This is a genomic window from Streptococcus sp. KHUD_018, assembly GCF_054861215.1.
In genome coordinates this window covers 809,631-833,235 of sequence record NZ_CM142176.1, presented here as the reverse complement: position 1 = coordinate 833,235, position 23,605 = coordinate 809,631, and the positions used below count along the sequence as shown (strand labels likewise).

Sequence of the window (23,605 nt, the reverse complement as noted above, 5' to 3'; positions counted from 1 at the left end):
TAGCATCTAATTTAACTTCAATTCCTATTATACCAAAATTTTAAGATAATGCACTATCAACACACTCTTAAGTTTGCTTCTAAGTCTTATTTCCATAACTTTAGGGTTAACCATACGCAAGACCAATCACTCTCGGACAATACTCATGATTTTAATGATAAAATCCATGTTAAACCCATAGATAAGAAATACACCTGCAATAACCGTTACCTGTTTGTGCCAATTTAAAAATGCACCACTTTTTTATAATTAAAACGGTTGAAAACTGTACCACTAATAACTCACAATAGAGAGATGTCACCGTCAAGTTAAATGTACAAAATAACAGCGAAATTTTTAAATCTATTTCTTATCGATACAAATTCCTCGTAGGCGCTCGGGACCCCTACCTGCTAATAACTTGGTAAAAAGCACCCGACGATTACAGATAGAGAAATACATGGATAGCTTTACAGACAAAGAACTATCCTTAATGGAATCTTTAGCCAGCGGTATCAACGAAGCAAGAAACATCGAAGACTAATTAAAAGAATCCATACATAACGGAAAGAGCCGATAAAATGAGATTGTATTAATCTCATTTTATCGTCTCTGCGTCTTTGCGTCTGGCTCTGTAATCACAGTTACTTTGAACTGCTTTATTTCAATTAAATTTTCTTGTCTGCATTTCGGACAATAGAGGGGGAATTTTTTTAATTCAGTATCTTCCCTTATCTTTAATCGTGTTTTATTTCCACATACAGGACACAATATCCACTTGTAGTTTATAATAACTATCTCCTCCTTTACACTTTAATTCAAATCTTTATTAAAAAATATTTCATCTTATTTAACAAGAAACCATATTTATATAACAACATAAAATACACTAAGTTATTTTATTGAACATATATCGTACTTTATCTATCCGACTATTTGGACGACGGGGCTGGCAAACAGGTTCACCGGTAGTAACATGGTACCCTTTTAACTCTGTTAAACAAACACTACGTCCATTTGTAAAGAAAGTTAAATCACTACGATATTCTTGAATACACCGAGCAGGGATTTCTCCACTAAGAATGACCTCATTATTTTTCAATTGAGTGTCTACGATGTTCGCACAATATTTAGGAGCATCGTTGTATGCTCGTGAAAGATATTCCTGTGGCGCATAAATTTTAAAACTAAGATATGGCTCTAACAATTCTGTTCCAGCTTTTTTTAAGACTTGTTCCAATACAATAGGAGCAAGCATCCGAAAATCTGCTGGGGTACTAACAGGGCTATAGTATAAGCCATACTTAAAACAGATTTTACAGTCCGTCACATTCCAACCATACAATCCTTGTTCACAGCCATAGCGTATCCCCTCCATAACTGCATTTTGAAACGATTGATTTAAGTATCCAAGAGAAACCGAGCTCTCATACTGTACTCCGCTCCCTAATGGAAGCGGTGCTACAGATAGACCAATGGAAGCCCAGAAAGGATTCGGTGGAACTTCGATGTGAATGGTATACTCTGCTTTTTTTAACGGTCTTTCCATATAAATGACTGTAGGCTCTTTTATTTCTATCTCCACATGATACTTTTCTTGCAGCAGAGCACAAGTCACTTCCATTTGTACTTTCCCTAAGAAAGAAAGTATGATTTCATGTGTCGCAGAATCCACATAATATCGCAGAAGCGGGTCACTGTCGGAGATTTCTAAAAGTGCATCAAGTAACATTTCCCTTTGTTGAGGTTTGCTCGGTTCAACAGTCGTTTGCAGCAGAGGGAGGGGATTTTCAATTCTCTCTCTCTGTGGCAATAGCTTTGTATCTCCAAGAACACTATTTAACTTCAAAAACTCATTCTGCAAAATAACAATTTCCCCGGAATAAGCCTTATCGATTTTACATAATTCACCATTTATTGAAGTATACATTTCTGTAATTTTTATTTTTTCCTTTTCCGATATTCTAACCGAATCTCGCAAATGCAGTACGCCACTATAAAGACGTATATATGCAAGACGCTGTCTTTTTTCCGAATACTCAATTTTGAAAACTTTTCCGCAAAGTTCAGACTGACCTCGATGTGTTGATGAATAAAATTTATTCGTAATCACTTCTATAAGGTTATCAATCCCTATATTGTTTTTTGCACTTCCGTGATAAACAGGGAACAGAGAACAATTCTGAAATCTTATGCTTTCCTCTTGTTCGAGTTCCAATGCTTCTAATGATTTACCGGACATATATTTCTCTAAAAGGTCATCGTTTCCCTCTATTACCGTATCCCATTGTTCAGATTCGGTAAAGTTCGTCACACACATATTAGGATACAGTTCTACCTTCTGTTTGATTACAATTTCGGCAGAAAGTTTCTCTTTAATATCCTGATAAACCGTTGATAAATCAATTCCATTTTGGTCAATCTTATTGATAAAAAAGATTGTGGGAATCCCCATTTTCCTAAGTGCATGAAATAATATACGAGTTTGTGCTTGTACGCCATCTTTTGCAGAAATCAGTAGAATTGCCCCATCTAAAACTGATAATGAACGATATACTTCTGCTAAGAAATCCATATGTCCTGGCGTGTCTATGATGTTCACCTTCGTATTTTCCCACTGAAAAGAGGTTATTCCTGTCTGAATTGTAATTCCTCTCTGACGTTCTAAAAGCGTATTATCCGTCCTCGTTGTACCTTTGTCCACGCTTCCTAATTCTGTAATCGCTCCACTGTTATATAATAAGCTTTCTGTTAAGGTAGTTTTTCCTGCATCAACATGAGCTAAAACTCCAATATTAATAATTTTCATGTGATTTTCCTCCATTCAAAAACCCAAAAGGGCATAAAAATCCCAGTGATAAATACTTTTATCACTGGGATTTTTATGCATAACCATAGGTATACAAAGCATACAGATATTCTCTGGATACTTTAGAATCACATGATAAAGGTATTCTTAAACTGGGTACAAAAAACTAAGCCCTCCTAAAAAAGGACATCCAATTATTTGTTCCCACTATCAAATTGACAGTTTATTTAAGAATACCTTGCCGCATATTTATTAACTCCTTTTAAATAGATACTTAAATAGTAGCACGTAAGAGCATATTTGTAAAGGAATCTCCAATTTTTTATCAAAGAGAGTACGTGATTACAAAATAGCTGTAATAATGTACCAATATTTGTTATTCTATAATCTTCCAATTACTCCCGTTCTTTTCAAGTACCAAATCAAATTGAGATACCTGCGTTGCTTTGGTCTGCTGGTCGATATACTCCACTGTCAGCGATACCGTGACTTGATTATCCTTACGATTGTGAATAGGATTTACCAGTTCTTGAAAGATGTACTCTTTTCCGATTGGTTTTAATATCCCGTCATTCACATAGTAGGAAAGTTCACTGGCTGTCGCTGTAGGATAGAGCTTGAAGAACGTCGTTAAAAACTCATTGATTTCATTGGTTGTAATGGAATCAACCGTCCCCTCACTTTCAATGGCTTTTGGTTTATAACTTGATTTCTTAGGTATGTTGGTAATGGTCGGATTCTTAACCAGTACCATATTTCCAGAACCATCTACATAGACACTCACTATATAAGCAGAGTGGACGGTCTTTGTATTTTCTCCCTCTGTAATGAGCTGGTCTACACTGTAGGTTACATTAAACTCATTGTCGCCAGTTGGCTCTACCGTCCATATCTGAAATCCTCTTACAGAAGACGATACAGGAATATCTTTGCGTACTGTATCAACATTGAGAGCTTGAAGTTCATCTGTCAGATAGCCTTTTAGACTTTCCATTCGATTATCAATGGACTTATCGGATTGCTCCCATGAATAGTAGACTTTCGCAAAGTTCTCTACAAAATTTTCTACATGATGAGTATCAACGTATTCCTTTTCTATGATAGTTGTTTCGTGAATAGTATGAGTATCTATAGCTGTAAAGTGCTTGAATATCGCAAAGCTGAGACTAAGCCCTAAAAGTACCCACAAGGCAATCACAACCTTTTTATGAGGATTGACCTTATAGTAGACACGAGGTTTCTTTTCCTTTGGTATCTGTTTTTCTTTATTCTGATTTTTTCTAAATTTCATCATTAAATCTTCCTTTCTCATTGTTTGATTCGTCCTGCTCCCACTAAATGCTGTTGCCAGTAGGGGCTTGTTAAGTCGGCATAACCGATTGGGTCGCCTGCATGAAACATACGGTTATTGCCAAGGTATATCCCAACATGAGTAATATAAGAGCCAGCGTTATAGGTAGAATGAAAGAAAACCAAATCGCCAGCTTGTGCTTCCGATAGTGGGATATGCTGGGTCACATCATATTGCTGTTGTGCGGTTCGTGGTAAGTTAATTCCAGCTTTTCCATACGTCCATTGTGTCAGTCCGCTACAATCAAAAGAAGTAGTCGGGGAAGCTCCACCGTAAACGTATCGCCAGCCCTCATATTTCAGTGCTTCGTCCATGATGGCTTGTACCGTATCATCATCAAACTCTGTTGTGACAAGATACTGCGTTACCAGTTGCACATAAAACATATTGCCATAGTTGTATCGCCAGCCCCCATTGATAGGTATGGCTATGGGATTGGGGTAAGACACTTTTTCGCCACCTGAATACTCTTTTGAGAAACTTTGAGCCAGTTCAAAGGTATATTTATTTCCACGATTAGCCACATACCCTAAGAAACCACCACCATAATTGTAGGACTGGATAACCGATTCTAAATCTACACTGAGCCTTTCGCTACTGGCTAATAATTCACTGAAATACTTCACACCTTGCTTAATGGATTCTTCTGTACTCAATGAATTAGGTGGAAGACCGAGGGATTCCGAGGACTGCATAACATCTTCCGCAGTACCGCCCGATTCCACCTGTATAATCGCAAGAAGTATGTTGACATATTCTTCAACGCCATATTCTTTGGCATATTTTTCTACCATAGGCTTATGAGCCAGCACTTCTGCGGAAACATTCACACCTCCATAATGAATATTGGAAATTCCGCTGTCCTGTTCATCTGAAAATAAAATGGCAACAAACAGAAGCAGTGAGAAGACCATCAAGAATAATCCAGAACCACCAATCACTAAAGTTTTCAACTTCATGGTTTCTTACCGACTTTCTTAATGGTGGCGGTTTTGATTGGTGGTCTACTTCTTGTATTTTGTAGTGGTACTCTTTGAACAGTAGACGGACGTTCTTTTGTGATTGGACGTTGTGAAGTTCTATCTGCTGTAGTGGTTGAAGTTGCTGGCTTTTGAACGGTTTTTTCTTGAACGGTATTGCCTTGGCGTTCCACTTTTGGACTTGAAAAATCGGACTTAACTGCTGGACGCTCTTGTTTGGCTTGTTGAGATTCCTTATATGAAGTCTGAATATTAGACTGTTTTGAGGTCTGTTCATCATGATATTGTTCTTGTCTTGTAGTCGGTCTTTCATGAACAGAAGAAGCAGGCTGTTTTTTCTGTTTGACCTGTTCCATTTCAGAGCGACGCTTCGCAATGGTTTTTCGCCTTTGTTCCTGCTGTTCCTTGCGTCCACTGGCTCTGTCCGCTTTGGTTTGAGAAATACTACTGGTTAAATCACGGACATTCTCTTTTACTTTGGATTTTCCTTGATATACTGCATATCTTGCATTGGTCGGCAAATCTTTAACCTGTTCTTTCAAACCACTAGCAGTGTCTACCATTCTGTCTTTGGTATCAGCTACTGTACCGATGGTTTGACCGATACGTTTTCCAAGTGTTGATTTTTCCTTTCCGTCTGGTCGGGAGTGATCTGCTTGTGTCCTTGCAGAACTCCCCGAACCCGACTGTCCTTTTTTACCTGTAACAATGGCAGACCCAGCCCCTAGAGTAGTCATGGAACGTCCAAGTTTCCGCTGTAGACGGTGCATGTGAGCGTGCATAAGCATACGAGGTTTTCTCATCACACGACTTCCCACACTTTGAGAATCGTTACTCTGTAGAGAAAACATACTCATTAAATCGCCCAGCTTGAAGTAGATTCCTGCAAAGGTCACAATCTGTAGAAAAGCAATCAAAAAGAACGGATAACCAGCCGATAAGGTATAGAGCATGGTTGAAATACTAAATGCTGTCGTAATAATCAATGTGATTCCAGCTCGTGTCAAAATGGTATTAAAGAGCTTTGTTATGGCTCGTTTTGACATACCATCAAATGATGGAATCATGCTTAAAATAAAGCTCACAGGCAGAAACATAGCATAGATGATAAAAAGTACCTGCGAGAAAATCATGATTCCTGTTAATAGGAATACAAATATGGAAATCCCAATATTGAAGACAAATAGGAAGAAGACTGTACCTAAACGGTTAATGGTCTTTGTAATGGTTAGATTGGTATTGCTTCTGTCTTCAATTTCTTCCGCAACAATTTTTTCTCTGTCTTCGCCATTGTTGGAATCTGGGCTGGTGGAGAGCAGGCTTTCCACACGGTCAATACCGATACTTTCAATGTCTGAACTGTTGTATTGAAGCAGTAGCCACGGTTGCTGAACCTGTATGGAAAACAGGCTATCTCTGATTAAGTCCACGCTGTCCTTGCCTTGACTATCGGAATGGGGCATGACAATCTTCGTGCCAAGTGATAAACTGGCATTACTGATGTCTGATGAAAAGTCATTGATTTTTTTAATGTAGTCGGGAGCGTAGGCAATAAAGGAAGCCGATAGGATAAACACCAGCACAAAATTCATAATGGCATGAATTGCCTTTGTGGTTTCTCTCTTTATCAGTCCCGTATAGGCAACATAAACCCCAAGAACCAAAATCAAGAGTAAGAGGAATCCAACATAGAAACCCTCTGTTGAAAATCCGTTTGCACTCACACCAGCTAAGGTCTGCATATTCTTACCAATGGAATCTGCTGTAGCGGAAATGAAGTCTAAGGAATAGGCTTCCTGTACTAAGTAACCTGTCGCATTGGAAACATACAAACTGATTGTCCAAATAAAATTGGTAATGGCATATAGTCCATACATGACCTGTTTTCCAATCCCGTCCGACCAGTTCCACGGAAGCCAGCCCCAGCTATTATCCACATAAAAATCCAGTTGATAGTTTTCAAGTGGGTATCGGCTGTATTCATTTGCCACATTGACCGTATCATCTACCAAGCCCGCAGCTTGAACCACCGTTCCCAGCATGGCTAAAAGAAAAATGGCAATCACAAGTGTGAAAGCCACTGTCATTGCCACTTTACCTAGACGTTTCAGCGTCCAGTTTGATTTTATTCTGTTTACTATTGATGGTTTCACATTTACACCTCTTTTCGCACAGGTGGTCTGGTATCAAAGGCATGGAGCAGTTCTTCAAATACAGGGTGGAACTGTATCACACCGACACGACCATATAAATCACTGATAAGGCATTGCCCGTTTTCCAAATCACGCAATCGCTTCTGATTGTTTTCGTCCTCTGGGTCTACACCAAAAAAGGCTAAGGTCTTTTTAATCTCGTTAAGGTCAGTGGAACGAAATGCAAATTTTAAGCCGAGGTTATTTTTCAGTTTTTCATCTAAGAGGTCGTCTGTATTTTGGGTCACGAAATATACCCCAGCGTTCATAGCACGACCAGCCCGAACCAGCTTCATAGATAGTGTTTTTCCTTGTGCTACCTGTAAAAAGCTCCATGCTTCGTCTAAATCTACAATCTTGAAAATGCTTCGGTCTGTATGGATAAAGTCTAAAGCAAAGGTACTAATGACAATCAGCATAGCAACGGATAAAAGCTCCATAGTGGTATATTCCTCAAAGGAAGTTTCCTTGTCGGGAAGTACCAAGTCCGCAACCTGTATAATGTTCAGTTGTTTTTCTAAGCTGATAGACTGCTCCACATAACCATTACTGAATAATAAATGTGCAAAGTCATAGTCTGTAAAACTTTCGATATGGTCGGCTATACTGGTACTTAGTGGCGTATTCTCAACCCGTAATTCCTCAATCACTTTCATCAACCCTCGTACTTCACTATTGGTTACTGCACGAATGGCTTTTCTAAGGATTGGGAAGCGTTCCCCATCACGAGAGGAAATCCCCGTAAGGAATGTCAGAATATCAATAGCCAGTGATTCAGAATCTTTGGGATTTTTCATAATCACATAAGGGTCAAGTAAGCCTTTGTTTTTCTCATCAGAAGTCAGAGTGACGATATTGATTTCATGGGAAATCTCTGGCAAGGTTTCTTTCCATCTGCCACGTTCTGCTTTTGGGTCTACAATCACTGCTTGTGCCCCATAAAGCACCGCATAATAGACGATAAGGTTATTCGCAAAGGATTTACCACCACCCAGCGAACCAACAAAAGCCGACGCTAACGCATTGGTTACTGAACCCTTAACCCCTTGACTGGCAAGAGCAGGTTTCAGATAGACATTGCGTCCAGTATCTAAGCTGTAGCCAACATAAATCCCCTCATTTTCCCCCAGCATTTGAGTAGCACCAAAACCTAAACCAGCGAGGAAATCAGAGGTCACGTATTGAATATAATCATTCATATAACGCTTGCTGGCAGGTAAAAATTCTTCATGTAAGCCGAGCATATCCCCAAATGGTCGTACCAGTTTTACGCTTAAATCGTCATAAAAATCTTTCACTTCATTACAACAACGTTTGAGTTCGTCAAGATCATTTGCTGATACCCTTACCACATAAGACAGCTTGTACATAGATTCCTTGCTTTGGTCTAAATTGGTTTCCAGCTCATTCACACTTTCCAGAGCTTCCGCCACATTGGAGCTGGTTTCATTATCACTTTGCCAAGCGTGGTTATCCAAGTCTTTCAGTTCTTTCTTTTTATTGCGGACAGTAGATAGGGCTTTACGATTCGCTACAATTTCCACATTCATTGACGTATCAATCGGGAATGTAAATTGCTGTTGCTGGTAGTAGAAGATTTCAGAGGACGGGAAGTCCAGTTCTCCGACAATGCTGTTAATGGTAAAGTAAGCTACATAGACGGTTTCATCTTCCTGCTGGATTTTCAAATATCGCTGTTTTTCTTCCACCAAACAGCGAGTAGGCTTAATCAAGTCATAGTATTTAATCAGCGTTTCATTATCCAGCTTTTTCTTTGATAGATGGTACTCATACTCTTCATAGGCAGTGCCTGTCTGTCCGTAAAGGTGTTCAATCAGATAGCCGAAGTCGTCCTTATCTAACCTGCGGATTTTGAAACGACGAGAGATTTTATTTTCTAAGAGCTTTTCCATCTTCTGAAAACGCAGGATTTCATCATTACTCATACTAACAAAATCGCCCATCAGCTTATGGTTCACATCATAGACAAAATCAGACAAAGCATTTTTTGCTTCAACGGTAAGACTTTTCATAGAAAACTCCTGATCGTTGAGAAGCAACTTAAAGCCGATAAAGAAACGGTAGTTCACTTGATTTTCGCCAATCATGGATATTAAAGCGTCTGTCTGTTGGTCGATTTTGTCATAGGCAACCGCTTTGAGCTTGCCAGTGACTTCATTTTTGGAACGCTCTTGTGCAGAACGTATGCTGGATTCTGTACTGATTTGTAAAGCATGAATTTTGCCATCACGATTTTGTGCGATAAGCTGTTTGAAAGAATCATGCACTTGTATTTTCTGTTCTGGACTTAGAAATGAGTAATTGTAAGGAACAAGCTCATAGTAAGCATAACATTCCCCGTCTTTATTCCAGACGAGATTGTTTTCAATGTATTTAATTGGATATGCCATAAAATTCACTCCTAACTGCTGTAATGGCTTCTTGTGGCTGGTTTCTGCCAAGCGTTACTTTTTTTCCTGCATAGGTCAGCTTTGGTCGCAGTGCATAAGCAATGACAGACTTCAAAAATCCATAAGGCTTTTTACCATCAAAAGTTTTTGTAGACATAAACCATGTGAAAGCCACAGGAATCCCAAAGTATTTGAGAAATGCTCCCTCTATCATGGAAAGAGGGGGCAAGTTGCCAAGTATCATCACTGCAAAGAGTGACACGACAAACCATGTCATTTGCGTAAAGGTTATGGGAAACGGAAGTCTAAAATCATTGATAGAATACAGTACCTTTTCCACAGACCAGATACTGGTATAGCTTCGTATTTTCTTCATGTAATCAATCCTTTCATAAAAAATAGGGGTAGCTGATTGAGCCACCCCGTAAAATAGAAAATCTGCCAGTAGTAATGTACCGACAGATTTAATAGACGATTTCAAAAATCCCATGATTGGTTGAGATAAACGTTCCTGAAAGGTCTAAATCCCGACCATAGGCTTGATAATCAATATAGTTTTGAAGACTAGCTGGTACTTCGCCTAAAGCACCCGTTTCTTCAATGTAGTAGCGTGCCACGTCATACATATCATCACAATCGGAATGAATGATAATATCCTCTTGATGTTCGCTTAGTTCTTCAATGCTTGAAAAATGAGTGAGCAGAGCAGATAGCTCCGATTGTAATTCTTCGGGTAATTCCGATACCATTTCCCATAGTCGATTGAGTTCGCCAATGGAAGTGTATTCGTCAACCGTAAAGGGTAACTCGTAGTCATGAATGGCGTATTCCTCATATTCATCATTCAAGCCGATTTTCTCTTTGACTTCCTCAAAGTCAATGGGAAAGGTAAACCACGCACCGACCAATTCGCCCTCATTGTATTTGCCTAAATTCGCAATATAGACTTGCATATCGTCCATATATTCACGTCCTTTCTTTGTAGAGATTCAAAAATCCCTACCGCACTTCGTTTGGTGTACCATTCCTTTGCGGAACATAAGAAAACCACTTATATTCCACAAAAGAACGGTTTTATTTAAGCACCAATAATGCGATTGAATAGCTCTAGTAAAATGTCTTTTACTCCAGCAGCGTTGAAGACTAAGCCAACCGCAATAATCGCAATAATTAAAAAGCCAATCAGTTTGCTAAACTCACGCTTGAAGCCAAGATACAAGCCAATCACAACGATTGCTAAAAGCACCAGTGATTGAGCGTTTGATAGAAACCAGTTATAAAGGTTTTGTCCAAAATTCATAAAAATGTTCTCCTCTCTATATTCAATGAATTTGTATTTGAGTTATTTTTTTGTTGTTATCACGTCCTGTTCTTTTACTGACTGTTGCTTCAAAATCTGCTTGTGTCGGTCTGTCAGTTTCGCATGGTCGAGAATGTCTTTTACAACCTGCGTCTGGTTGATTTCATCAAGTTTAATCGCAACCTTTAAGGTCGGGGCAACTTGATGAGATAGCCAGTTCAGCGTCCTTTGGAAGGAGTAAGGCTCTGGTTTTGTGGTTAGTTTTAATCGTTCACGATTGTTCCCAATAAACCAAGCCCATTCTTCATTCAGTTTCCAATCAGAACGAGGTTTGGAATCGTCTTTATCTACAAAACGGATATACCGATTGATAATTTTAAAGGCGGTATGCTCTGGATTGTCATAGACGAGTAAATCACGGACTGCATAATAGGCACGCTCATTTTTCAATCGAATCTCAAAACGGTTTTTTACTTCTGCGTCTTCAATGGGAATATCATTTTTCTTGTACTGCTCGTAGTCCTTTTCATAGATACAGAAATAAACTTCACTTTGTAATGAACCGATATAGAGGGTGTTTCCCATACATTCCTTTTCCTCTTTGCGTACCAGTTCGCCACTGCGATAGCTTTTAAAACTGCGGAAGACGGAGATACATTCTTCCTGTTGGCACTTTTCAGTGAGTACAGGGATATTCAAAATCCCTGTCTTATCGTTAATGGCAAGGTCAAGGCGTTTCATCACACCGCCAGCCACCAAAACGTCCATAAAGAACTCATACCAGCTTCTTTGTTGTGCCAGAAGATAGCTTTCAAATTGTCTGCACCCACGACCTTTCAATTCCACCAGAACTCCTTTGTCCAGTTCATGGGAGCAAAGGACGAATATGTCGCCTAAAGCATAATGCTCTGAATAAGAATAGAAACCATAGTCCTCATGAAGAAAATAGGACAGTTTCAGTTGTAAGATGTTTTCGACCACCTGCTGTACGTCTGTTGTCGGAAAGCGAATCCTTACATAATCAAACAGCATTTCAAGGGGAGCGTCGGGATTGAAGCGTTCCAGAGCTTCCCAAAGGGACTGCTGTAAATCCTCTGATGGCTTGACTTTTCCTGTTTCAATATCGCTTAGATACTGCCTTGTAATACCAGTCGCAACAGCTAAACGGTTTTGAGATAGTCCATAAGCCAAGCGTTTTTCTTTTAAATGCTGTAACCAAGTTTGTTCATTCAGTAAAAATCCCTCCAATCAAAAAGGCGTATGTCAACTTTTAAAGCCCATTTGACATACGCTGAAATTTTGTAAATCCCTTGTAACCAAAGGATTTTCTAATGTTTTTTTGACTGTTTCCTGTCGATTTGTACCCCCCTGTTAGATACGGGGGGTTAAGTGCTGGCGTGGCTATTGCCACACCAGCCAGCAAGATCAGTCCACACCTGCGACTTCCGCTTCGCACGTCGCCTGCGTGGACTGTCTGCTGTTGGATAACTTTTTAATTTCCTCCAAGAAATCATATCCTTTTGGTACAAGGGGAGTATAAAACTCTGATATGACACTTGTTCCTACATCAACATAGCCACGACCTTTGATTCGCTTTAAGAAGAAATCCTTTTGTACGTCACTGCCAAACATCATGCCATAGCCCATTTCAGACATACGACCTAAAGCCACTCTGAAATTAAACTGATCACGGATTCCGTCGCCTAAATATTTTGCGTCTGGACGTTGACAAGCCAGTATTAGAAAGAAGCCAGCTTGACGACCTAACATGACAATCTGTTTCAGCTTATTCATAACTGCGGTGTTTTCTTTTGTTCCCAGCATTTCCATGAAAGCGACGTATTCATCAAAGATTAAGAAGTGTGCCGGGAGACCTAAGTAAGCATAATTTTTGCCAGTCTTATAGTTCTTCATCTGCTTCATTTCCTCACTACGTTTCATCATTTCTTCATAGAATGTTTCAATGCAAGAAAGCAAGTCTTCTTTTCTATAGTAGACATTTGCCATCACAGAACCTAAGTCCGCAAGGTCAGCATTTTTCGGGTCAAGAATATACAGTTTTGAATCTGTATGAAGCAAGGCTTCAATCAGTGTCAGTATAAAGTAAGTTTTACCGCCACCTGTACCACCAGCAATCAACATATGAGGGAGCTTATCATATTCCCACCATACGTTTTTCATTAAGCGAAGTTTACCATCTTTAGCTTCTACTTCATCAATAGAAATACGACTGGCTATGGTGTCATAGAGCAAAGTATATTCCACATAGGAATCCTTTAACTCTTTATCCGTCAGCTCACAGTACAAGCCACTCTCTAATTTCTTTTCCAAGTGTAAGAGTTGGTCTTGATATTTTCCCAGCGTGATTTCCACCCGTATCTGTATCAAGCCATTTTTAAGTCGATAATACATTTTAGGGAAGTAGGTTATCTTTTCCTTTGTACGACCAGCACTATCTTTAAAGAAACCCTCTGTTTTGACCTGTTCAGATTCATACCACTTGTTTTCAAGTATCATCTTTGCCAGTTTTTGACGGTGGTAAAGTTGTTTAACCGTATCATAGCGAACCCGTTTGAATACAAACGCTACCAGCAAGCAGATAAGAATTGCGACACTGAAACTGATAATTAAATAGGGAATGTCAATCTTATCTGCTTGTGATAGGTTAAAATCCTGCCAGTTGATCTGCTGGATTGTCTTCACATGAAACAGTCCGACAACCAGCAGGAAAACAGGCAGGAGTGACGCTATCGTAAAATGAAAGACTAAATCTTTACCAGATGGGCGAATCCTTTTACCACGCTGTTTCATGCGAAAAAGTCTCCTTTCTACCTAGCGACTATTTGTCTTGTGTCGGTTCTTTCTTTGCTTGTGGTTGAGCTTTGAATGAACTAGAATCCTTTGTCAGCACAATATCGTCTGCCTTGATATACCAGTCAACATCTGCTCCTTGATAGGTGGCAGTAGCAACGGTGTCCGCAATGGGATTGATAAGTTCCACCCGTGCGTTATAATCAAACTCTTTCAAAGGCACGCTGGCAGGAATACTTACTTGAATCATGCGTCCTTGTCCTTTGGATTTTAAGTCATAGGTACGTTCCTTGATTTCATCTGAAACCGACCCGTCTTCATTTTGGATTCTCACTTCACGACGTAGAGCAGAGAATTTCAATTCTCCAAAAGTCGTGTCTTTATCTAATACAATGCCATTTGCTAATCTCATCATTTTTCCTCTCTTTCTTTATTCTTTTATCATGTCGTCAGCATGTAAAAGGTAATTTGTAAAACCACGAGTGCCGATTTTGTAGCCCTCTGCGGTAATACGTGGATTGACTAACTTCACACGTTCCTCAAAGCCGAAATGTTTTTCGCCAGCTTCAGCAGGAAGCACCACCACAATATCATCTGCTCTTTGAACATCAGAATAGAGATTATAGCTTCTTGATAAGACAGTTAGCCGTCCGTTGATTCTTCGCTGAACGACTTTATCCTCGCCAGCAAATTCTAAATTGCCGAATGTTTTTTCCATGTTGGGAATCACAAATTTAAGTTCCATATTTTTACCTATCCTTTCTTTTTTATTGGCTGAATGAATGTTTGATGGTCTTAAAGAGTGGGGAACGACCTTTTGATTCTTGATTTTTTGTTTTCATAAGTTCACTTCCTTTCAAAATCGGGTAAAAAAATAGACACCTCATTTTTTGAAGTGTCTACCTATTAAATATTCAAATTTTATTGGAAGTATCTTTATATCTTCACTTTTCAAGGATAAATCGTCGTATCAAAGCTCATTCATAAGTAGTAAATTAGTAGTAAATTGAGTGGTTTTGACCTTGATAAAGTGTGATAAGTCCAGTTTTTATGCGGATAACTAGATTTTTATGCTATTTTTCCTCTAAAAATATCAAAGCAAGAGATGCCCAATCGTATCCATTTCCTTCGAATCCCTCATCTTCCCGAGTGTCGAATACTTCCTGTCTGTATTCTCCATCAGGATAATAAATGAGCGACCCTCGAACACTTTGTGTCTCTTCATCATGGACTAAAAATTTAAAAGGTGAAATTTTTTTATTTACCATTTTGTAATCTATCATTTCTTGACTCCTTACTGTATTCGCTTATGTTTAATAGAACTATGCAAATCCAGCTTAGTTACTAGGCAAAGGGAATAAAAGTATCATGTTGATTATAATAAATTAAGGCATCGACCAAGTATTCAGGGCTTGCGTCTGGCTTTTCATCCAATGCACTAGAAGGACATCTATCAGATGCTCACCATAATATACCAGATTAAGATTTCTCTCTACTACTTCCACAGGGTAGACATCTTTATCATCAACTACAACTGGATAATCCGACACCAAAATAAAGGCTATCGAGAACCAAATTCCCTTCATCATTGCCATAGAGGCAAAAGTCATCTTGAGTACATTGTTCTAACTTAACTTGCTCTAAAATATCTGCTAGTGAAAAGAATTGGTGTTTACGCATGATTGCTCCTTTTATTTCTACTCACCTTCCACAAAACTAGTCAGAAAAGCCTCAAATGAAAGCCATTGACCAAAAATCTCAGCTCTTTCTTCTAAAACATAGTAGTAAACCTTGCCATAATCTTCTTCCCTTAGAGACAGAGCATAGTTTCCAGACCCAGGATCATAGGCAAAATGAAGGAGGTCTTTAGCCTGGAATCCGGCAGGAACAACCTCATCGTCAAACCAGTTGAGGGCCTTCTCCATCTCCTCTAATGAATAAAAAGCATTGAAAGGAAAGAGATGTTTGTCATCATGAACACCAGACACACAAGATTGACCACCATTGTACTTGAGATAAAAGTTTAACATGGCTTCCGGCAATTTCTTTCCAAGGTTCTCCTCAAATTGTAAAAGGTCTTCTCTTGTAATTGCCTCATTCGCATCTGTTGCTCTCAGCATAATTATCCCTCCGATTTTTACAATCTTTCTTCTAAGACCTTGTCAATAAAGTCATAGACAGTTGCAGCAACTTTTTGCATTTCTAAAGAGCCCAAAGCACCCAAATCATTTTCATAAATGCAATCATCAGCATTTTTCTTGATAAAGTAGGCCAAATCTCCCTCTTGACCAATCATAAAGAAGTCTGGTTCATCTACTTCTATCTGATAGGTCTCATTACGCTCTAAGAGATCCTCCTTAGCATATAAACAGATACCTGAGTCACCAATCTCATAAGGATCTACTTCGTCCCATTCCAATAAAAACTGATGGTAGAAACTTGGAAACTCAAATCCAAATATATCTTGTTCCATCTTTAACCTCCAATAGTGAACAATGCAAACTGTACCAAAGCATCACTTCAAACTCCAACCACCATCAATGGTCAGAATTTGTCCTTGCATGGCAGATGCGTGACCGCTAGCTAAAAAGAGACTGACTTCTGCAATTTCACTTGGCTCAATCCAGCGCTTGATAGGTGTTTCACTAGCCACCCAGTCAGCTAAGCCACCCGGTTCAAAGTCGGCAGCAGTCATGGCTGTCTTGACCGCTCCCGGAGCGATACCAAAGACCTGAATCCCAGCTTCAGCATAGTCTAGAGCCAACTGCTTGGTAAAGCCAGCTAAGGCATGCTTAGAAGAAGTATAGGCATGTCCACCGCCACCTGCTAGGCTCGAAGCAATCGAACACATATTGATAATGATTCCTTTTTTATTTTCCAGCATTTGTGTCAAATAATGTCGTGTCATCTCAACTGGAGTCACATAGTTGATTTCAAAAATCTCTTGAATTTCCTGCGCAGACTGTTCCAAAAGTGGTTTGTAAGCATCCAAAACTCCAGCAGTATTGCACAAAACATCCACCTGAGGACACCAGTCAAAAACAGGTTCCAAGTCCAAGGTCAAATCCCTCTGTAAAAAGTGGAAATCACCCTCTAAGAGTGGATTGTTGCCTTGGTCAACTCCATAAACTTGATAACCCTTCTCTAAAAAGAGGCGAGCTTGAGCAAGTCCGATACCTGAGCTCACTCCCGTAATCAATACACGTCTAGTCATGCACTTCTACCCAATCCGTCGCCAAAACATCACAAGGTGTCGGGCTCCACATGGAAAAACCTTCCCCTTCTCCAGAAACGTTGATTAGGAAATAAGGCGTCACTTCAAGTGCAACCCCGTTTTGCTCGATGGTGTCAAAAAGCTGTACATAGTTTTCAGCCCCTCCCCAACCAGTTCGTACATATTTTTTCTTGGCCTTTAATCCAGGCAGGATTTCTTCAAAAGTCATGTTGTTCTCCTTTGTTATCTATAAACGTTGATTTAATAGGCTTTTTAGTCAGCCTATGAGTTCTAAAATATAAATTTGTTCACCTTTTTGTGGACTTACAAGCTATTCATGGCTTTTTCAAAATATGAAACCGCCTCTTTTTCTTTATCCGCAGATAGGTGGCTGTATATATCCATGGTCATAGCTAAAGTAGCATGACCTAAACGGTATTGTAATTCTTTATAGCTGATACCAGCATTTAGCAATAAACTAGCGTGAGTATGGCGGAAAGCGTGAAAAGTAAAGCGAGGGATAGAAATCTCATTACAGCGTCTATCTAAAGCCTCCTGTCTGGTTGCTAGGTTCTGGTACTCTCTCGTAGGTGTTGCAAACACCACAGACGAAACACGCGCCTCGGACTCCAAATATAATTGGCGTTGTCTATTCTGGTAAAGACGTAACATGTTGACCGTCTTCTTGTCTATGCTGATTGTCCTAACTCCAGCTTTACTTTTTGGTGTACCTATTAACTTTAATAATCTACTGTAATTCTTGTTAATGCTTATAGTTCCATTCTCAAAATCAATATCCGACCATTCCAAGGCTACTACTTCACCAAAACGACAACCAGTAGCAAGTAAGACACTATACAGAACATAATCAAAATAATATCTATATTTCTTAAACGCCAGTTTTTCCATATGGAGCAACAGAGCCTTTAAGTCGTCAGAAGCTATGAACTTGATAGCTGCATTCTCACGTTTAGGCTGTTTAGGGAGAATAATATCCCTAGCTGGGTTGAATGGCAAGAGCTGGAGAGATACCCCATACTGTAAGACACGCCTATTTATTGAATGAACCACGGCATAATGGACTAGCTGAGTCGATAAATCATTGATAAAGCTTTGTATATAGCTAACAGATAGCTTGGTCAGTTTGAGAGTACCAAAGACAGGTATAAGATGATTGTACAGCATTCTCTTAGTGTCTAAAAAAGTCTGAGGTTTTACTGTAAGCTGGTAACTGTCTAGCCATAGATCAGCTAACTCCTGATAATTTTTTGCAGGTACTACTTTTGTCACCGTACAACCGTTCGATATAAAATCATCTTGCGCGTGCTTTGCTTTCTGCTTGACCTCTTTTCTTGTCCTACCCGTTACACTTGTTTTGGCTTTCTTTCCTGTTACCTGGTCAACTCCTAAATATACATTAGCGCGGTACACTATTGTCCCGTTTTTCTTTTTGACTTCAGTTATTTGCATGTTTTAAACCTTTCTAAAATACATCAGCAGGCAAGCTATTATTAAAAAGGTTTTAGATTGTGGTTTAAATCATGCTAGGGCTTCATAGTTTGCCCTGTATTCAATTTTAAAGAGTCAGACGATAAATAATACCAGAGTAGGAAACAAGGCGGATATAGGGCTTATATAGGCTTGAAGCTCGAGCGAAGCTTGAGAAATCACGCGCTTCGGATTGTTGAACATTGTGGCGCGTGAGGCACCCTATTCAGCTTCGGGGTTGAAAATAAACATATCTATGTACTTAATTGTTGGTGAAATATCCCAGACTTCAAACGTTTCAGAAAGTTGTTGTTTTATATTATCTATCAATTCATTTTTAAATTGCACAGGCATATCATCAAAAATAGCAACTTGAGACATAGAGCCATTTAGTCTAACTTTATCCAATTGACTTGGATTGAATAGCTTATCAGGGTCTTTACTATACAAATAAAGAAATTTATATTCAAGAAGGTATTTCCTATCTCTCCCTCTTCTAAACTCTAGTAAAAGATAGCATGGTTCTTCAAATTCAGGAACAAATTTCCAATGTTCTTTGACCTCGGATAATGTATCAAAATTATCAAAGCCACATTGAATTTTTACATCATAAGCCCAAAAATCAAAGAATTCACTAGGAGAAACTTCTAGATAGTTACAAATTTTATCTATTGTTTGTAAGCTAATTTTATCAGTATTATTATTTGAAATTTTTGAAATAGTTGAACGAGCTATCCCTGTATCATTAAATAATTGGGTAGCCGTTACTCCTCTATCAATCATTAGTTTTGCTAAATTATTTCTAAGCATTAAAATCACGCTCCTTTAAATACATTTTAGCTTATACACTTCTTTTTTTCAAGATATTTTATTTTTTTACTTGACACGATAAAAAAATAGTGTAAAATAAAGAGTATAATTTTAGCGTTAACGCTATTATTTTTCTAAAAATAAACAAAAAGGAGTTTAAAGCTATGGAAAATAATTTCCGTGTCTTATTGGCAAAGCAACGCAAAAAAGTTGCTGACGTTCATTTAGCGACAGGTATCTCAAAAAGTACACTTATTTCACTGTATTATGAACGCACAAAGCGCCCAGATATTGAAACCTTGCAAAAGGTAGCCGAGTATCTAGGCGTAACCATTGACGAACTACTTACAGTCGAAGATTAGGGGGTACAGCATGAACATTGTTTACATAGACGGCAAGAAAGAGCCGTACACACTAAGCAGTATCGTTGCAGAATGCACGGGATTGCAACATCACACAATAACTAAGACGATCCGCAAGCATCAAGCAAGGTTTGAACAGTTCGGAAAGGTTGGATTTAAAATCCAAGCTATGGACAGTGGCCAGAGTGCAAAGGACTATATTTTGAATGAACAACAAGCGACCTTGTTAGTTACATTCTTAAAGAATACTGAGCAAGTGGCCAACTTCAAAACCAACCTAGTCAAAGCATTCTTTGAAATGCGTGAGGAACTTTCTAAGTTTCGTATGCAGAGGGCGCTAGAAAAGCCAAAAAGAAAAACCTTGCATGACAGTATAGAGAACTGGGAACAAGCCCCAAAGCACGCGCATAGCACCATGAACAACCTGCTACTAAAAGCAGTAACTGACAGGAACGCTAAGCAGCTAAGGGAAGAACGTGGGGGCTATAATGGCATTGATAGCTTGACCAGTGACGAACTGGAGCAATACCAAGCATTTGAGGACATGGTAATAGCCATGATCGGCTTGAATATGAGTTATCAGGAAATCAAGGCTATGGCATTCAGAAATAAAAAAACACGCCAAGAAAGCGCGTGAGAGCAACAAAAAAGGCTTAGCAATAACCACACCGCAGAGCCTTTCACACTAACACTAAAACGAATTTAACAAAGCAGGCAAGCTATTATTAAAAAGGTTTTAGTAAGATTTATACCTAGATTATAGCATATTTAGGGCAATTTGACCATACGGAGAGCGCCAACTCTTAAAACTGGTACTTTCTCACGCTCTCAAACTTTGGCGACTCTGGGCGTGGGCAATCGGTATAGCAAAAGGCAAGAAAGACATTAAAAAGCTGTCGAAACATGACAAGCCCATCAAGGCAATTACATAGATAAAGAAACAGAGGTAAACACTATGACAGAAACAACATACGATATTATCGCTAAAAACTTGGATAGAATTAGTATGGAATTACACCAAGCAGACGAAAACAATGATTTTTTAAGAATAGGACTCTTATCAGGACAGGTAAAATCTATCAAAGAAGATTTATCTCGTCTACTTTGGATTGAACTTCCTGAATTGAATGAAAGTCATAAAATCGAGGCAGTCTCTAAAAGCACTACTAGAATGTTTTTCAGTCCTGGTATTTTTGAAATGGACGCTATGCGACAAGCCTTCTTTAAACGCCAAGCCAAGCACTTTTTTGACAACGAAGCAGAGCAGCAGGCGTATATAGAACATGCTGAAAAGGAGTATTTAGAGGCTACTGTAACCTTAAAAGATATTCTTTTTAACTCTAAAAATGCTAATCGGAAAGGAAGTAAAGATCATCTTATAGAGCAGTTTGAGGAGGCGATGAAATGAATGAACTAGATTTAACCAATACACAGGCGCTCATCTTTTCCGTGGTACTGATTGGCTTGCTGCTTTATTTAAACCATCGAGACCGCCAAAAAAGCGCTCAAATGGAGAGAGAAAGCAGACAGGCGATAGAAACACCTAGCGAGGATTTAAACCCTGATTATGGGCGATATATCCAGCTTGCAGGGGTAGACGTATGGGGAGGAATTGAATGAGTCTAACAATGAATGACAAGCGAGTATTAAGACTAATCAAGGTAGGGGCTGAGAACTCCATAACAGGGGCAGAAATCAGCCTAATCACCAAACTAGCAGAAAGAACCGTCCAGGATATTATCAGCCGTCTGATCACGCGCTACGGTGTTCCTATCGTTGGGGTACGTCATGGGGCTTTCAGAGGCTACTTTATACCAGCTAACAAAGAGGAGTTACTGGACGGAGCAAAGGCATTCTATAATCAGGTACAGGAAGAACAGAAACGCCTAACCGTCCTTTTAAATGCCGATTTAGAGAGTTACAAGCAACTGCTGAAGGGAGCTGATGAACATGTTCAGTTTAAGCAAAGAAAGTGAAAACAGTCTAAAACGTGGCATCTTAAAACTGGTAGAAAACTTTCTAAAAGACTATTTAAAGCCTAAACAACGTATAACAGGGCTAATGACACCTAAACAACTCAAGGAAGAGTTAGAGATAGACTACAATACCTTAAAACGTTGGGAACGTGCAGGGCTCAAAAGGTTCGCCCCTCCTATCGAGGATACACGCAAAGTCTTTTATAGAATCGATGATATTCTAATATTTCTAGGAGCTGATAAAGAATCATAAGGAGTAAAACGTGGCAAGAACAAAAATATATTTTTGGCTAAAAATTGATAAGAAATTTTTTGATAATATTTTTATCAAGAGACTAAAGACAGTACCGGGTGGATACACCATGACAGTTATTTATATTAGGCTCATGCTAGAGAGCTTAGAGAGTGACTGTATTTTATACTATGAGGGCTACTTTGATAATCTTAAGGAGGAGTTAGCCCTAAAATTAGATGTATCAGAAGATGATATAGATATGACCATGGCATACTTTACAAAATGCGGTTTAATACAGATTGACGAAGATAAAAACGCAGAACTACCCCAGGCTAAAGCCCTGGTACAGCAGGAAACCAACCAAGCAGCATACATGCGAGAATATCGGAAACAGCAACGAGAAAACAAAGAAAGCCTTACAATGTCATCCGATAATCTTACATTGTCAACTACGTGTAAGACAGAGATAGAGATAGAGAAAGAGAAAGAGTTAGAAGAAGAGATAGAGAAAAAAACTTCTTCTGCTCCTACTGCTGAAATCTCTAACTATTACCAAAAGCGTATAGGGATTATAGATGGACAACAGCATCAGATATTGACCGACTATCTCACTCTTGACGGTATGGAGCTAGAGGTTGTCAAGACTGCCATAGACAAGGCAGCAGATAACAGCAAGCGATCTTTTAGCTATATCAATTCAATACTGAAGAACTGGCGACAGAATGGCATTAAAACCATGACACAAGTCGAATCTGAACAGAGACAGTTTCAGCAAAAGAAACAAGGTCAGTCTGACGATGATATTCAAGACCCCTTTATCTACTGACGGAGAGGAGAAACAATGGAATTACTGAATACAGACCAGCTAAACGAAAAAATAAAGGTCACTGATGAGCTTTGCCCAACTCATCAGATTAACCTGGTACAATTCAAAAAGCCAGATGGTTATATATCACCCTACTGCATGGAATGTACTAGGGAGAACATTAAACAGACGGAGCTAGAGGGCGTAGAAAAAGCCCTAGGGCATGATCTGGACTCTTCAACCTATGATGTGCTAGCGCGTGAAAGTACGGTGTCAAGTGAGCTGAGAGAGGCTTCTTTTAGCACTTTCAAAGCCGAGACAAAAGAGGAACACGCGGCCAAGGAGTTTGCTATCAAGCAAGCTAAGCAGTACCTAAACGGTATGACAGGAAACACGCTGATTATGGGAAAGCCAGGCACTGGCAAAAGTCATTTATGCTATTCAATGGCCAAAGCCATCAACGAGGGATATAAGGCTAAGAATGAGCCTAAGAGCGTCCTCTTTGTCAGCATTGCTGAAATCGTCACGCGCATTCAGTCAGGCTGGCAGTATAGGCAGAGTGATTTTACAGAGTATGATGCCTTGAAGCTACTGACAGAGGTTGATTATCTCTTTATTGACGATTTAGGTACAGAAAGTGTTATGAATAGCCGAAAAGATGAGGCTAATAACTGGGTACAGACCTTTCTTTTCAAGGTTTTTGATAAGCGAGAAACAACTATCATCAACACCAACCACAACGGCAAAGAGCTAGCTAGAATCTATAATGATAAGCTAGTCAGTCGAATTGGAAAACGATCAGAGGGGAATGCATATAACATGACAGACATCAAAGACAAGAGAATGAAACGCAATTTTTAGCCAGAGAAAAGGAGGAATCCC

The 23,605-nt window shown here is 39.2% G+C and carries 29 protein-coding genes and 3 pseudogenes; 9 read left to right on the top strand and 23 right to left on the bottom strand.

The window, feature by feature from the left end:
- Positions 1–17 precede the first annotated feature (17 nt).
- Positions 18–102, bottom strand: a pseudogene (locus ACVBD2_RS04250) (MLS leader peptide); the annotation flags it as partial.
- A gap of 283 nt (positions 103–385) precedes the next feature.
- On the opposite strand from ACVBD2_RS04250, the pseudogene ACVBD2_RS04245 reads away from it, so the two are divergent.
- Positions 386–523 (top strand): annotated as a pseudogene (locus ACVBD2_RS04245) (XRE family transcriptional regulator); the annotation flags it as partial.
- A 59-nt stretch (positions 524–582) separates the two neighbouring features.
- On the opposite strand, the gene ACVBD2_RS04240 reads toward ACVBD2_RS04245, so the two are convergent.
- The 22 genes and pseudogenes from ACVBD2_RS04240 to ACVBD2_RS04135 form a co-directional block, all read right to left on the bottom strand.
- Positions 583–768, bottom strand: coding sequence for a cysteine-rich KTR domain-containing protein (locus ACVBD2_RS04240; RefSeq protein WP_461686293.1), 186 nt, complete (start codon positions 766–768; stop codon positions 583–585).
- A 100-nt stretch (positions 769–868) separates the two neighbouring features.
- On the bottom strand, positions 869–2,788 hold the full coding sequence (gene tet(M), locus ACVBD2_RS04235; protein ID WP_003125887.1) for a tetracycline resistance ribosomal protection protein Tet(M): 1,920 nt from the start codon (positions 2,786–2,788) through the stop codon (positions 869–871).
- Between the two features lie 15 nt (positions 2,789–2,803).
- Positions 2,804–2,851: pseudogene (locus tag ACVBD2_RS04230) on the bottom strand (hypothetical protein); the annotation flags it as partial.
- Between the two features lie 313 nt (positions 2,852–3,164).
- The gene (locus ACVBD2_RS04225) at positions 3,165–4,100 is read right to left on the bottom strand and encodes a conjugal transfer protein (RefSeq protein WP_461686186.1); all 936 of its coding nucleotides are present in this window, start codon (positions 4,098–4,100) and stop codon (positions 3,165–3,167) included.
- A complete protein-coding gene (locus ACVBD2_RS04220; protein ID WP_000769868.1) occupies positions 4,097–5,098 on the bottom strand; it encodes a bifunctional lytic transglycosylase/C40 family peptidase in 1,002 nt (333 codons plus the stop codon). The genes ACVBD2_RS04225 and ACVBD2_RS04220 overlap by 4 nt, the downstream gene beginning before the upstream one ends.
- Positions 5,095–7,272 carry a CD3337/EF1877 family mobilome membrane protein gene (locus ACVBD2_RS04215; RefSeq protein WP_000804748.1) on the bottom strand — a complete coding sequence of 726 codons (2,178 nt, stop codon included), beginning with the start codon at positions 7,270–7,272 and terminating at the stop codon, positions 5,095–5,097. The genes ACVBD2_RS04220 and ACVBD2_RS04215 overlap by 4 nt, the downstream gene beginning before the upstream one ends.
- A 2-nt stretch (positions 7,273–7,274) precedes the next feature.
- Positions 7,275–9,722 carry a conjugal transfer ATPase TcpF gene (gene tcpF / locus ACVBD2_RS04210; protein WP_461686185.1) on the bottom strand — a complete coding sequence of 816 codons (2,448 nt, stop codon included), beginning with the start codon at positions 9,720–9,722 and terminating at the stop codon, positions 7,275–7,277.
- Positions 9,706–10,098: a conjugal transfer protein gene (locus tag ACVBD2_RS04205; protein ID WP_000723888.1), complete on the bottom strand. Its 393-nt coding sequence runs from the start codon at positions 10,096–10,098 to the stop codon at positions 9,706–9,708. The genes tcpF and ACVBD2_RS04205 overlap by 17 nt, the downstream gene beginning before the upstream one ends.
- Positions 10,099–10,186: 88 nt before the next feature.
- On the bottom strand, positions 10,187–10,684 hold the full coding sequence (locus tag ACVBD2_RS04200) for an antirestriction protein ArdA (protein WP_000342539.1): 498 nt from the start codon (positions 10,682–10,684) through the stop codon (positions 10,187–10,189).
- 116 nt (positions 10,685–10,800) lie between these two features.
- Positions 10,801–11,022, bottom strand: coding sequence for a hypothetical protein (locus ACVBD2_RS04195; RefSeq protein WP_001009056.1), 222 nt, complete (start codon positions 11,020–11,022; stop codon positions 10,801–10,803).
- 42 nt (positions 11,023–11,064) lie between these two features.
- Positions 11,065–12,270: a MobT family relaxase gene (gene mobT / locus ACVBD2_RS04190; protein WP_000398284.1), complete on the bottom strand. Its 1,206-nt coding sequence runs from the start codon at positions 12,268–12,270 to the stop codon at positions 11,065–11,067.
- A 177-nt stretch (positions 12,271–12,447) separates the two neighbouring features.
- Positions 12,448–13,833: an FtsK/SpoIIIE domain-containing protein gene (locus ACVBD2_RS04185; RefSeq protein WP_000813488.1), complete on the bottom strand. Its 1,386-nt coding sequence runs from the start codon at positions 13,831–13,833 to the stop codon at positions 12,448–12,450.
- Between the two features lie 28 nt (positions 13,834–13,861).
- Positions 13,862–14,248, bottom strand: coding sequence for a YdcP family protein (locus tag ACVBD2_RS04180; RefSeq protein ID WP_000985015.1), 387 nt, complete (start codon positions 14,246–14,248; stop codon positions 13,862–13,864).
- Between the two features lie 15 nt (positions 14,249–14,263).
- Positions 14,264–14,578 (bottom strand): YdcP family protein, encoded by a 315-nt coding sequence (locus tag ACVBD2_RS04175; protein ID WP_000420682.1) that lies wholly within the window; start codon positions 14,576–14,578, stop codon positions 14,264–14,266.
- A gap of 328 nt (positions 14,579–14,906) precedes the next feature.
- A complete protein-coding gene (locus ACVBD2_RS04170; protein ID WP_461686184.1) occupies positions 14,907–15,116 on the bottom strand; it encodes a hypothetical protein in 210 nt (69 codons plus the stop codon).
- A 241-nt stretch (positions 15,117–15,357) separates the two neighbouring features.
- Entirely contained in the window at positions 15,358–15,513 is a 156-nt protein-coding gene (locus ACVBD2_RS04165; RefSeq protein ID WP_229035102.1) for a hypothetical protein, read from the bottom strand.
- Positions 15,514–15,530: 17 nt separating this feature from the next.
- A complete protein-coding gene (locus ACVBD2_RS04160; protein ID WP_084875422.1) occupies positions 15,531–15,953 on the bottom strand; it encodes an SMI1/KNR4 family protein in 423 nt (140 codons plus the stop codon).
- A 17-nt stretch (positions 15,954–15,970) separates the two neighbouring features.
- Positions 15,971–16,306 (bottom strand): hypothetical protein, encoded by a 336-nt coding sequence (locus ACVBD2_RS04155; protein ID WP_000434269.1) that lies wholly within the window; start codon positions 16,304–16,306, stop codon positions 15,971–15,973.
- A 42-nt stretch (positions 16,307–16,348) separates the two neighbouring features.
- The gene (locus tag ACVBD2_RS04150; RefSeq protein ID WP_084921021.1) at positions 16,349–17,047 is read right to left on the bottom strand and encodes a 3-oxoacyl-ACP reductase; all 699 of its coding nucleotides are present in this window, start codon (positions 17,045–17,047) and stop codon (positions 16,349–16,351) included.
- A complete protein-coding gene (locus tag ACVBD2_RS04145; RefSeq protein WP_000141913.1) occupies positions 17,040–17,276 on the bottom strand; it encodes a DUF2829 domain-containing protein in 237 nt (78 codons plus the stop codon). Before ACVBD2_RS04145 ends, ACVBD2_RS04150 begins: the two co-directional genes overlap by 8 nt.
- A gap of 95 nt (positions 17,277–17,371) precedes the next feature.
- Positions 17,372–18,517, bottom strand: a complete 1,146-nt coding sequence (locus ACVBD2_RS04140; protein WP_268710302.1) for a tyrosine-type recombinase/integrase — start codon at positions 18,515–18,517, stop codon at positions 17,372–17,374.
- 240 nt (positions 18,518–18,757) lie between these two features.
- The gene (locus ACVBD2_RS04135; protein ID WP_268710301.1) at positions 18,758–19,345 is read right to left on the bottom strand and encodes a helix-turn-helix domain-containing protein; all 588 of its coding nucleotides are present in this window, start codon (positions 19,343–19,345) and stop codon (positions 18,758–18,760) included.
- A gap of 164 nt (positions 19,346–19,509) precedes the next feature.
- Between ACVBD2_RS04135 and ACVBD2_RS04130 the strand changes: the two genes are divergently transcribed.
- The 8 genes from ACVBD2_RS04130 to ACVBD2_RS04095 all read left to right on the top strand — a co-directional run bounded on the left by ACVBD2_RS04130 (position 19,510) and on the right by ACVBD2_RS04095 (position 23,584).
- Positions 19,510–19,707 carry a helix-turn-helix domain-containing protein gene (locus ACVBD2_RS04130; RefSeq protein ID WP_138100456.1) on the top strand — a complete coding sequence of 66 codons (198 nt, stop codon included), beginning with the start codon at positions 19,510–19,512 and terminating at the stop codon, positions 19,705–19,707.
- A 10-nt stretch (positions 19,708–19,717) separates the two neighbouring features.
- Positions 19,718–20,344 carry a Rha family transcriptional regulator gene (locus ACVBD2_RS04125; protein ID WP_268710300.1) on the top strand — a complete coding sequence of 209 codons (627 nt, stop codon included), beginning with the start codon at positions 19,718–19,720 and terminating at the stop codon, positions 20,342–20,344.
- 318 nt (positions 20,345–20,662) lie between these two features.
- On the top strand, positions 20,663–21,115 hold the full coding sequence (locus tag ACVBD2_RS04120) for a hypothetical protein (RefSeq protein ID WP_268710299.1): 453 nt from the start codon (positions 20,663–20,665) through the stop codon (positions 21,113–21,115).
- A complete protein-coding gene (locus ACVBD2_RS04115) occupies positions 21,112–21,327 on the top strand; it encodes a hypothetical protein (protein WP_268710298.1) in 216 nt (71 codons plus the stop codon). The genes ACVBD2_RS04120 and ACVBD2_RS04115 overlap by 4 nt, the downstream gene beginning before the upstream one ends.
- Entirely contained in the window at positions 21,324–21,683 is a 360-nt protein-coding gene (locus ACVBD2_RS04110; RefSeq protein ID WP_268710297.1) for a DNA-binding protein, read from the top strand. The genes ACVBD2_RS04115 and ACVBD2_RS04110 overlap by 4 nt, the downstream gene beginning before the upstream one ends.
- The gene (locus tag ACVBD2_RS04105) at positions 21,658–21,936 is read left to right on the top strand and encodes a MerR family transcriptional regulator (RefSeq protein WP_268710296.1); all 279 of its coding nucleotides are present in this window, start codon (positions 21,658–21,660) and stop codon (positions 21,934–21,936) included. Before ACVBD2_RS04110 ends, ACVBD2_RS04105 begins: the two co-directional genes overlap by 26 nt.
- Positions 21,937–21,946: 10 nt before the next feature.
- On the top strand, positions 21,947–22,744 hold the full coding sequence (locus ACVBD2_RS04100) for a DnaD domain protein (RefSeq protein ID WP_268710295.1): 798 nt from the start codon (positions 21,947–21,949) through the stop codon (positions 22,742–22,744).
- 15 nt (positions 22,745–22,759) lie between these two features.
- Complete coding sequence (locus ACVBD2_RS04095) at positions 22,760–23,584, top strand: ATP-binding protein (protein ID WP_268710294.1); 825 nt, start codon at positions 22,760–22,762, stop codon at positions 23,582–23,584.
- Positions 23,585–23,605: the final 21 nt, after the last annotated feature.

Coding starts and splice junctions, on each gene's coding strand:
- ACVBD2_RS04225 (WP_461686186.1), bottom strand. CDS start 4,100: ATGAGAAAGGAAGATTTAATGATGAAATTTAGAAAAAATCAGAATAAA.
- ACVBD2_RS04220 (WP_000769868.1), bottom strand. CDS start 5,098: ATGAAGTTGAAAACTTTAGTGATTGGTGGTTCTGGATTATTCTTGATG.
- tcpF (WP_461686185.1), bottom strand. CDS start 9,722: ATGGCATATCCAATTAAATACATTGAAAACAATCTCGTCTGGAATAAA.
- ACVBD2_RS04205 (WP_000723888.1), bottom strand. CDS start 10,098: ATGAAGAAAATACGAAGCTATACCAGTATCTGGTCTGTGGAAAAGGTA.
- ACVBD2_RS04200 (WP_000342539.1), bottom strand. CDS start 10,684: ATGGACGATATGCAAGTCTATATTGCGAATTTAGGCAAATACAATGAG.
- ACVBD2_RS04195 (WP_001009056.1), bottom strand. CDS start 11,022: ATGAATTTTGGACAAAACCTTTATAACTGGTTTCTATCAAACGCTCAA.
- ACVBD2_RS04185 (WP_000813488.1), bottom strand. CDS start 13,833: ATGAAACAGCGTGGTAAAAGGATTCGCCCATCTGGTAAAGATTTAGTC.
- ACVBD2_RS04180 (WP_000985015.1), bottom strand. CDS start 14,248: ATGATGAGATTAGCAAATGGCATTGTATTAGATAAAGACACGACTTTT.
- ACVBD2_RS04175 (WP_000420682.1), bottom strand. CDS start 14,578: ATGGAACTTAAATTTGTGATTCCCAACATGGAAAAAACATTCGGCAAT.
- ACVBD2_RS04170 (WP_461686184.1), bottom strand. CDS start 15,116: ATGATAGATTACAAAATGGTAAATAAAAAAATTTCACCTTTTAAATTT.
- ACVBD2_RS04165 (WP_229035102.1), bottom strand. CDS start 15,513: ATGCGTAAACACCAATTCTTTTCACTAGCAGATATTTTAGAGCAAGTT.
- ACVBD2_RS04160 (WP_084875422.1), bottom strand. CDS start 15,953: ATGCTGAGAGCAACAGATGCGAATGAGGCAATTACAAGAGAAGACCTT.
- ACVBD2_RS04155 (WP_000434269.1), bottom strand. CDS start 16,306: ATGGAACAAGATATATTTGGATTTGAGTTTCCAAGTTTCTACCATCAG.
- ACVBD2_RS04150 (WP_084921021.1), bottom strand. CDS start 17,047: ATGACTAGACGTGTATTGATTACGGGAGTGAGCTCAGGTATCGGACTT.
- ACVBD2_RS04145 (WP_000141913.1), bottom strand. CDS start 17,276: ATGACTTTTGAAGAAATCCTGCCTGGATTAAAGGCCAAGAAAAAATAT.
- ACVBD2_RS04140 (WP_268710302.1), bottom strand. CDS start 18,517: ATGCAAATAACTGAAGTCAAAAAGAAAAACGGGACAATAGTGTACCGC.
- ACVBD2_RS04135 (WP_268710301.1), bottom strand. CDS start 19,345: ATGCTTAGAAATAATTTAGCAAAACTAATGATTGATAGAGGAGTAACG.
- ACVBD2_RS04130 (WP_138100456.1), top strand. CDS start 19,510: ATGGAAAATAATTTCCGTGTCTTATTGGCAAAGCAACGCAAAAAAGTT.
- ACVBD2_RS04125 (WP_268710300.1), top strand. CDS start 19,718: ATGAACATTGTTTACATAGACGGCAAGAAAGAGCCGTACACACTAAGC.
- ACVBD2_RS04120 (WP_268710299.1), top strand. CDS start 20,663: ATGACAGAAACAACATACGATATTATCGCTAAAAACTTGGATAGAATT.
- ACVBD2_RS04115 (WP_268710298.1), top strand. CDS start 21,112: ATGAATGAACTAGATTTAACCAATACACAGGCGCTCATCTTTTCCGTG.
- ACVBD2_RS04110 (WP_268710297.1), top strand. CDS start 21,324: ATGAGTCTAACAATGAATGACAAGCGAGTATTAAGACTAATCAAGGTA.
- ACVBD2_RS04105 (WP_268710296.1), top strand. CDS start 21,658: ATGTTCAGTTTAAGCAAAGAAAGTGAAAACAGTCTAAAACGTGGCATC.
- ACVBD2_RS04095 (WP_268710294.1), top strand. CDS start 22,760: ATGGAATTACTGAATACAGACCAGCTAAACGAAAAAATAAAGGTCACT.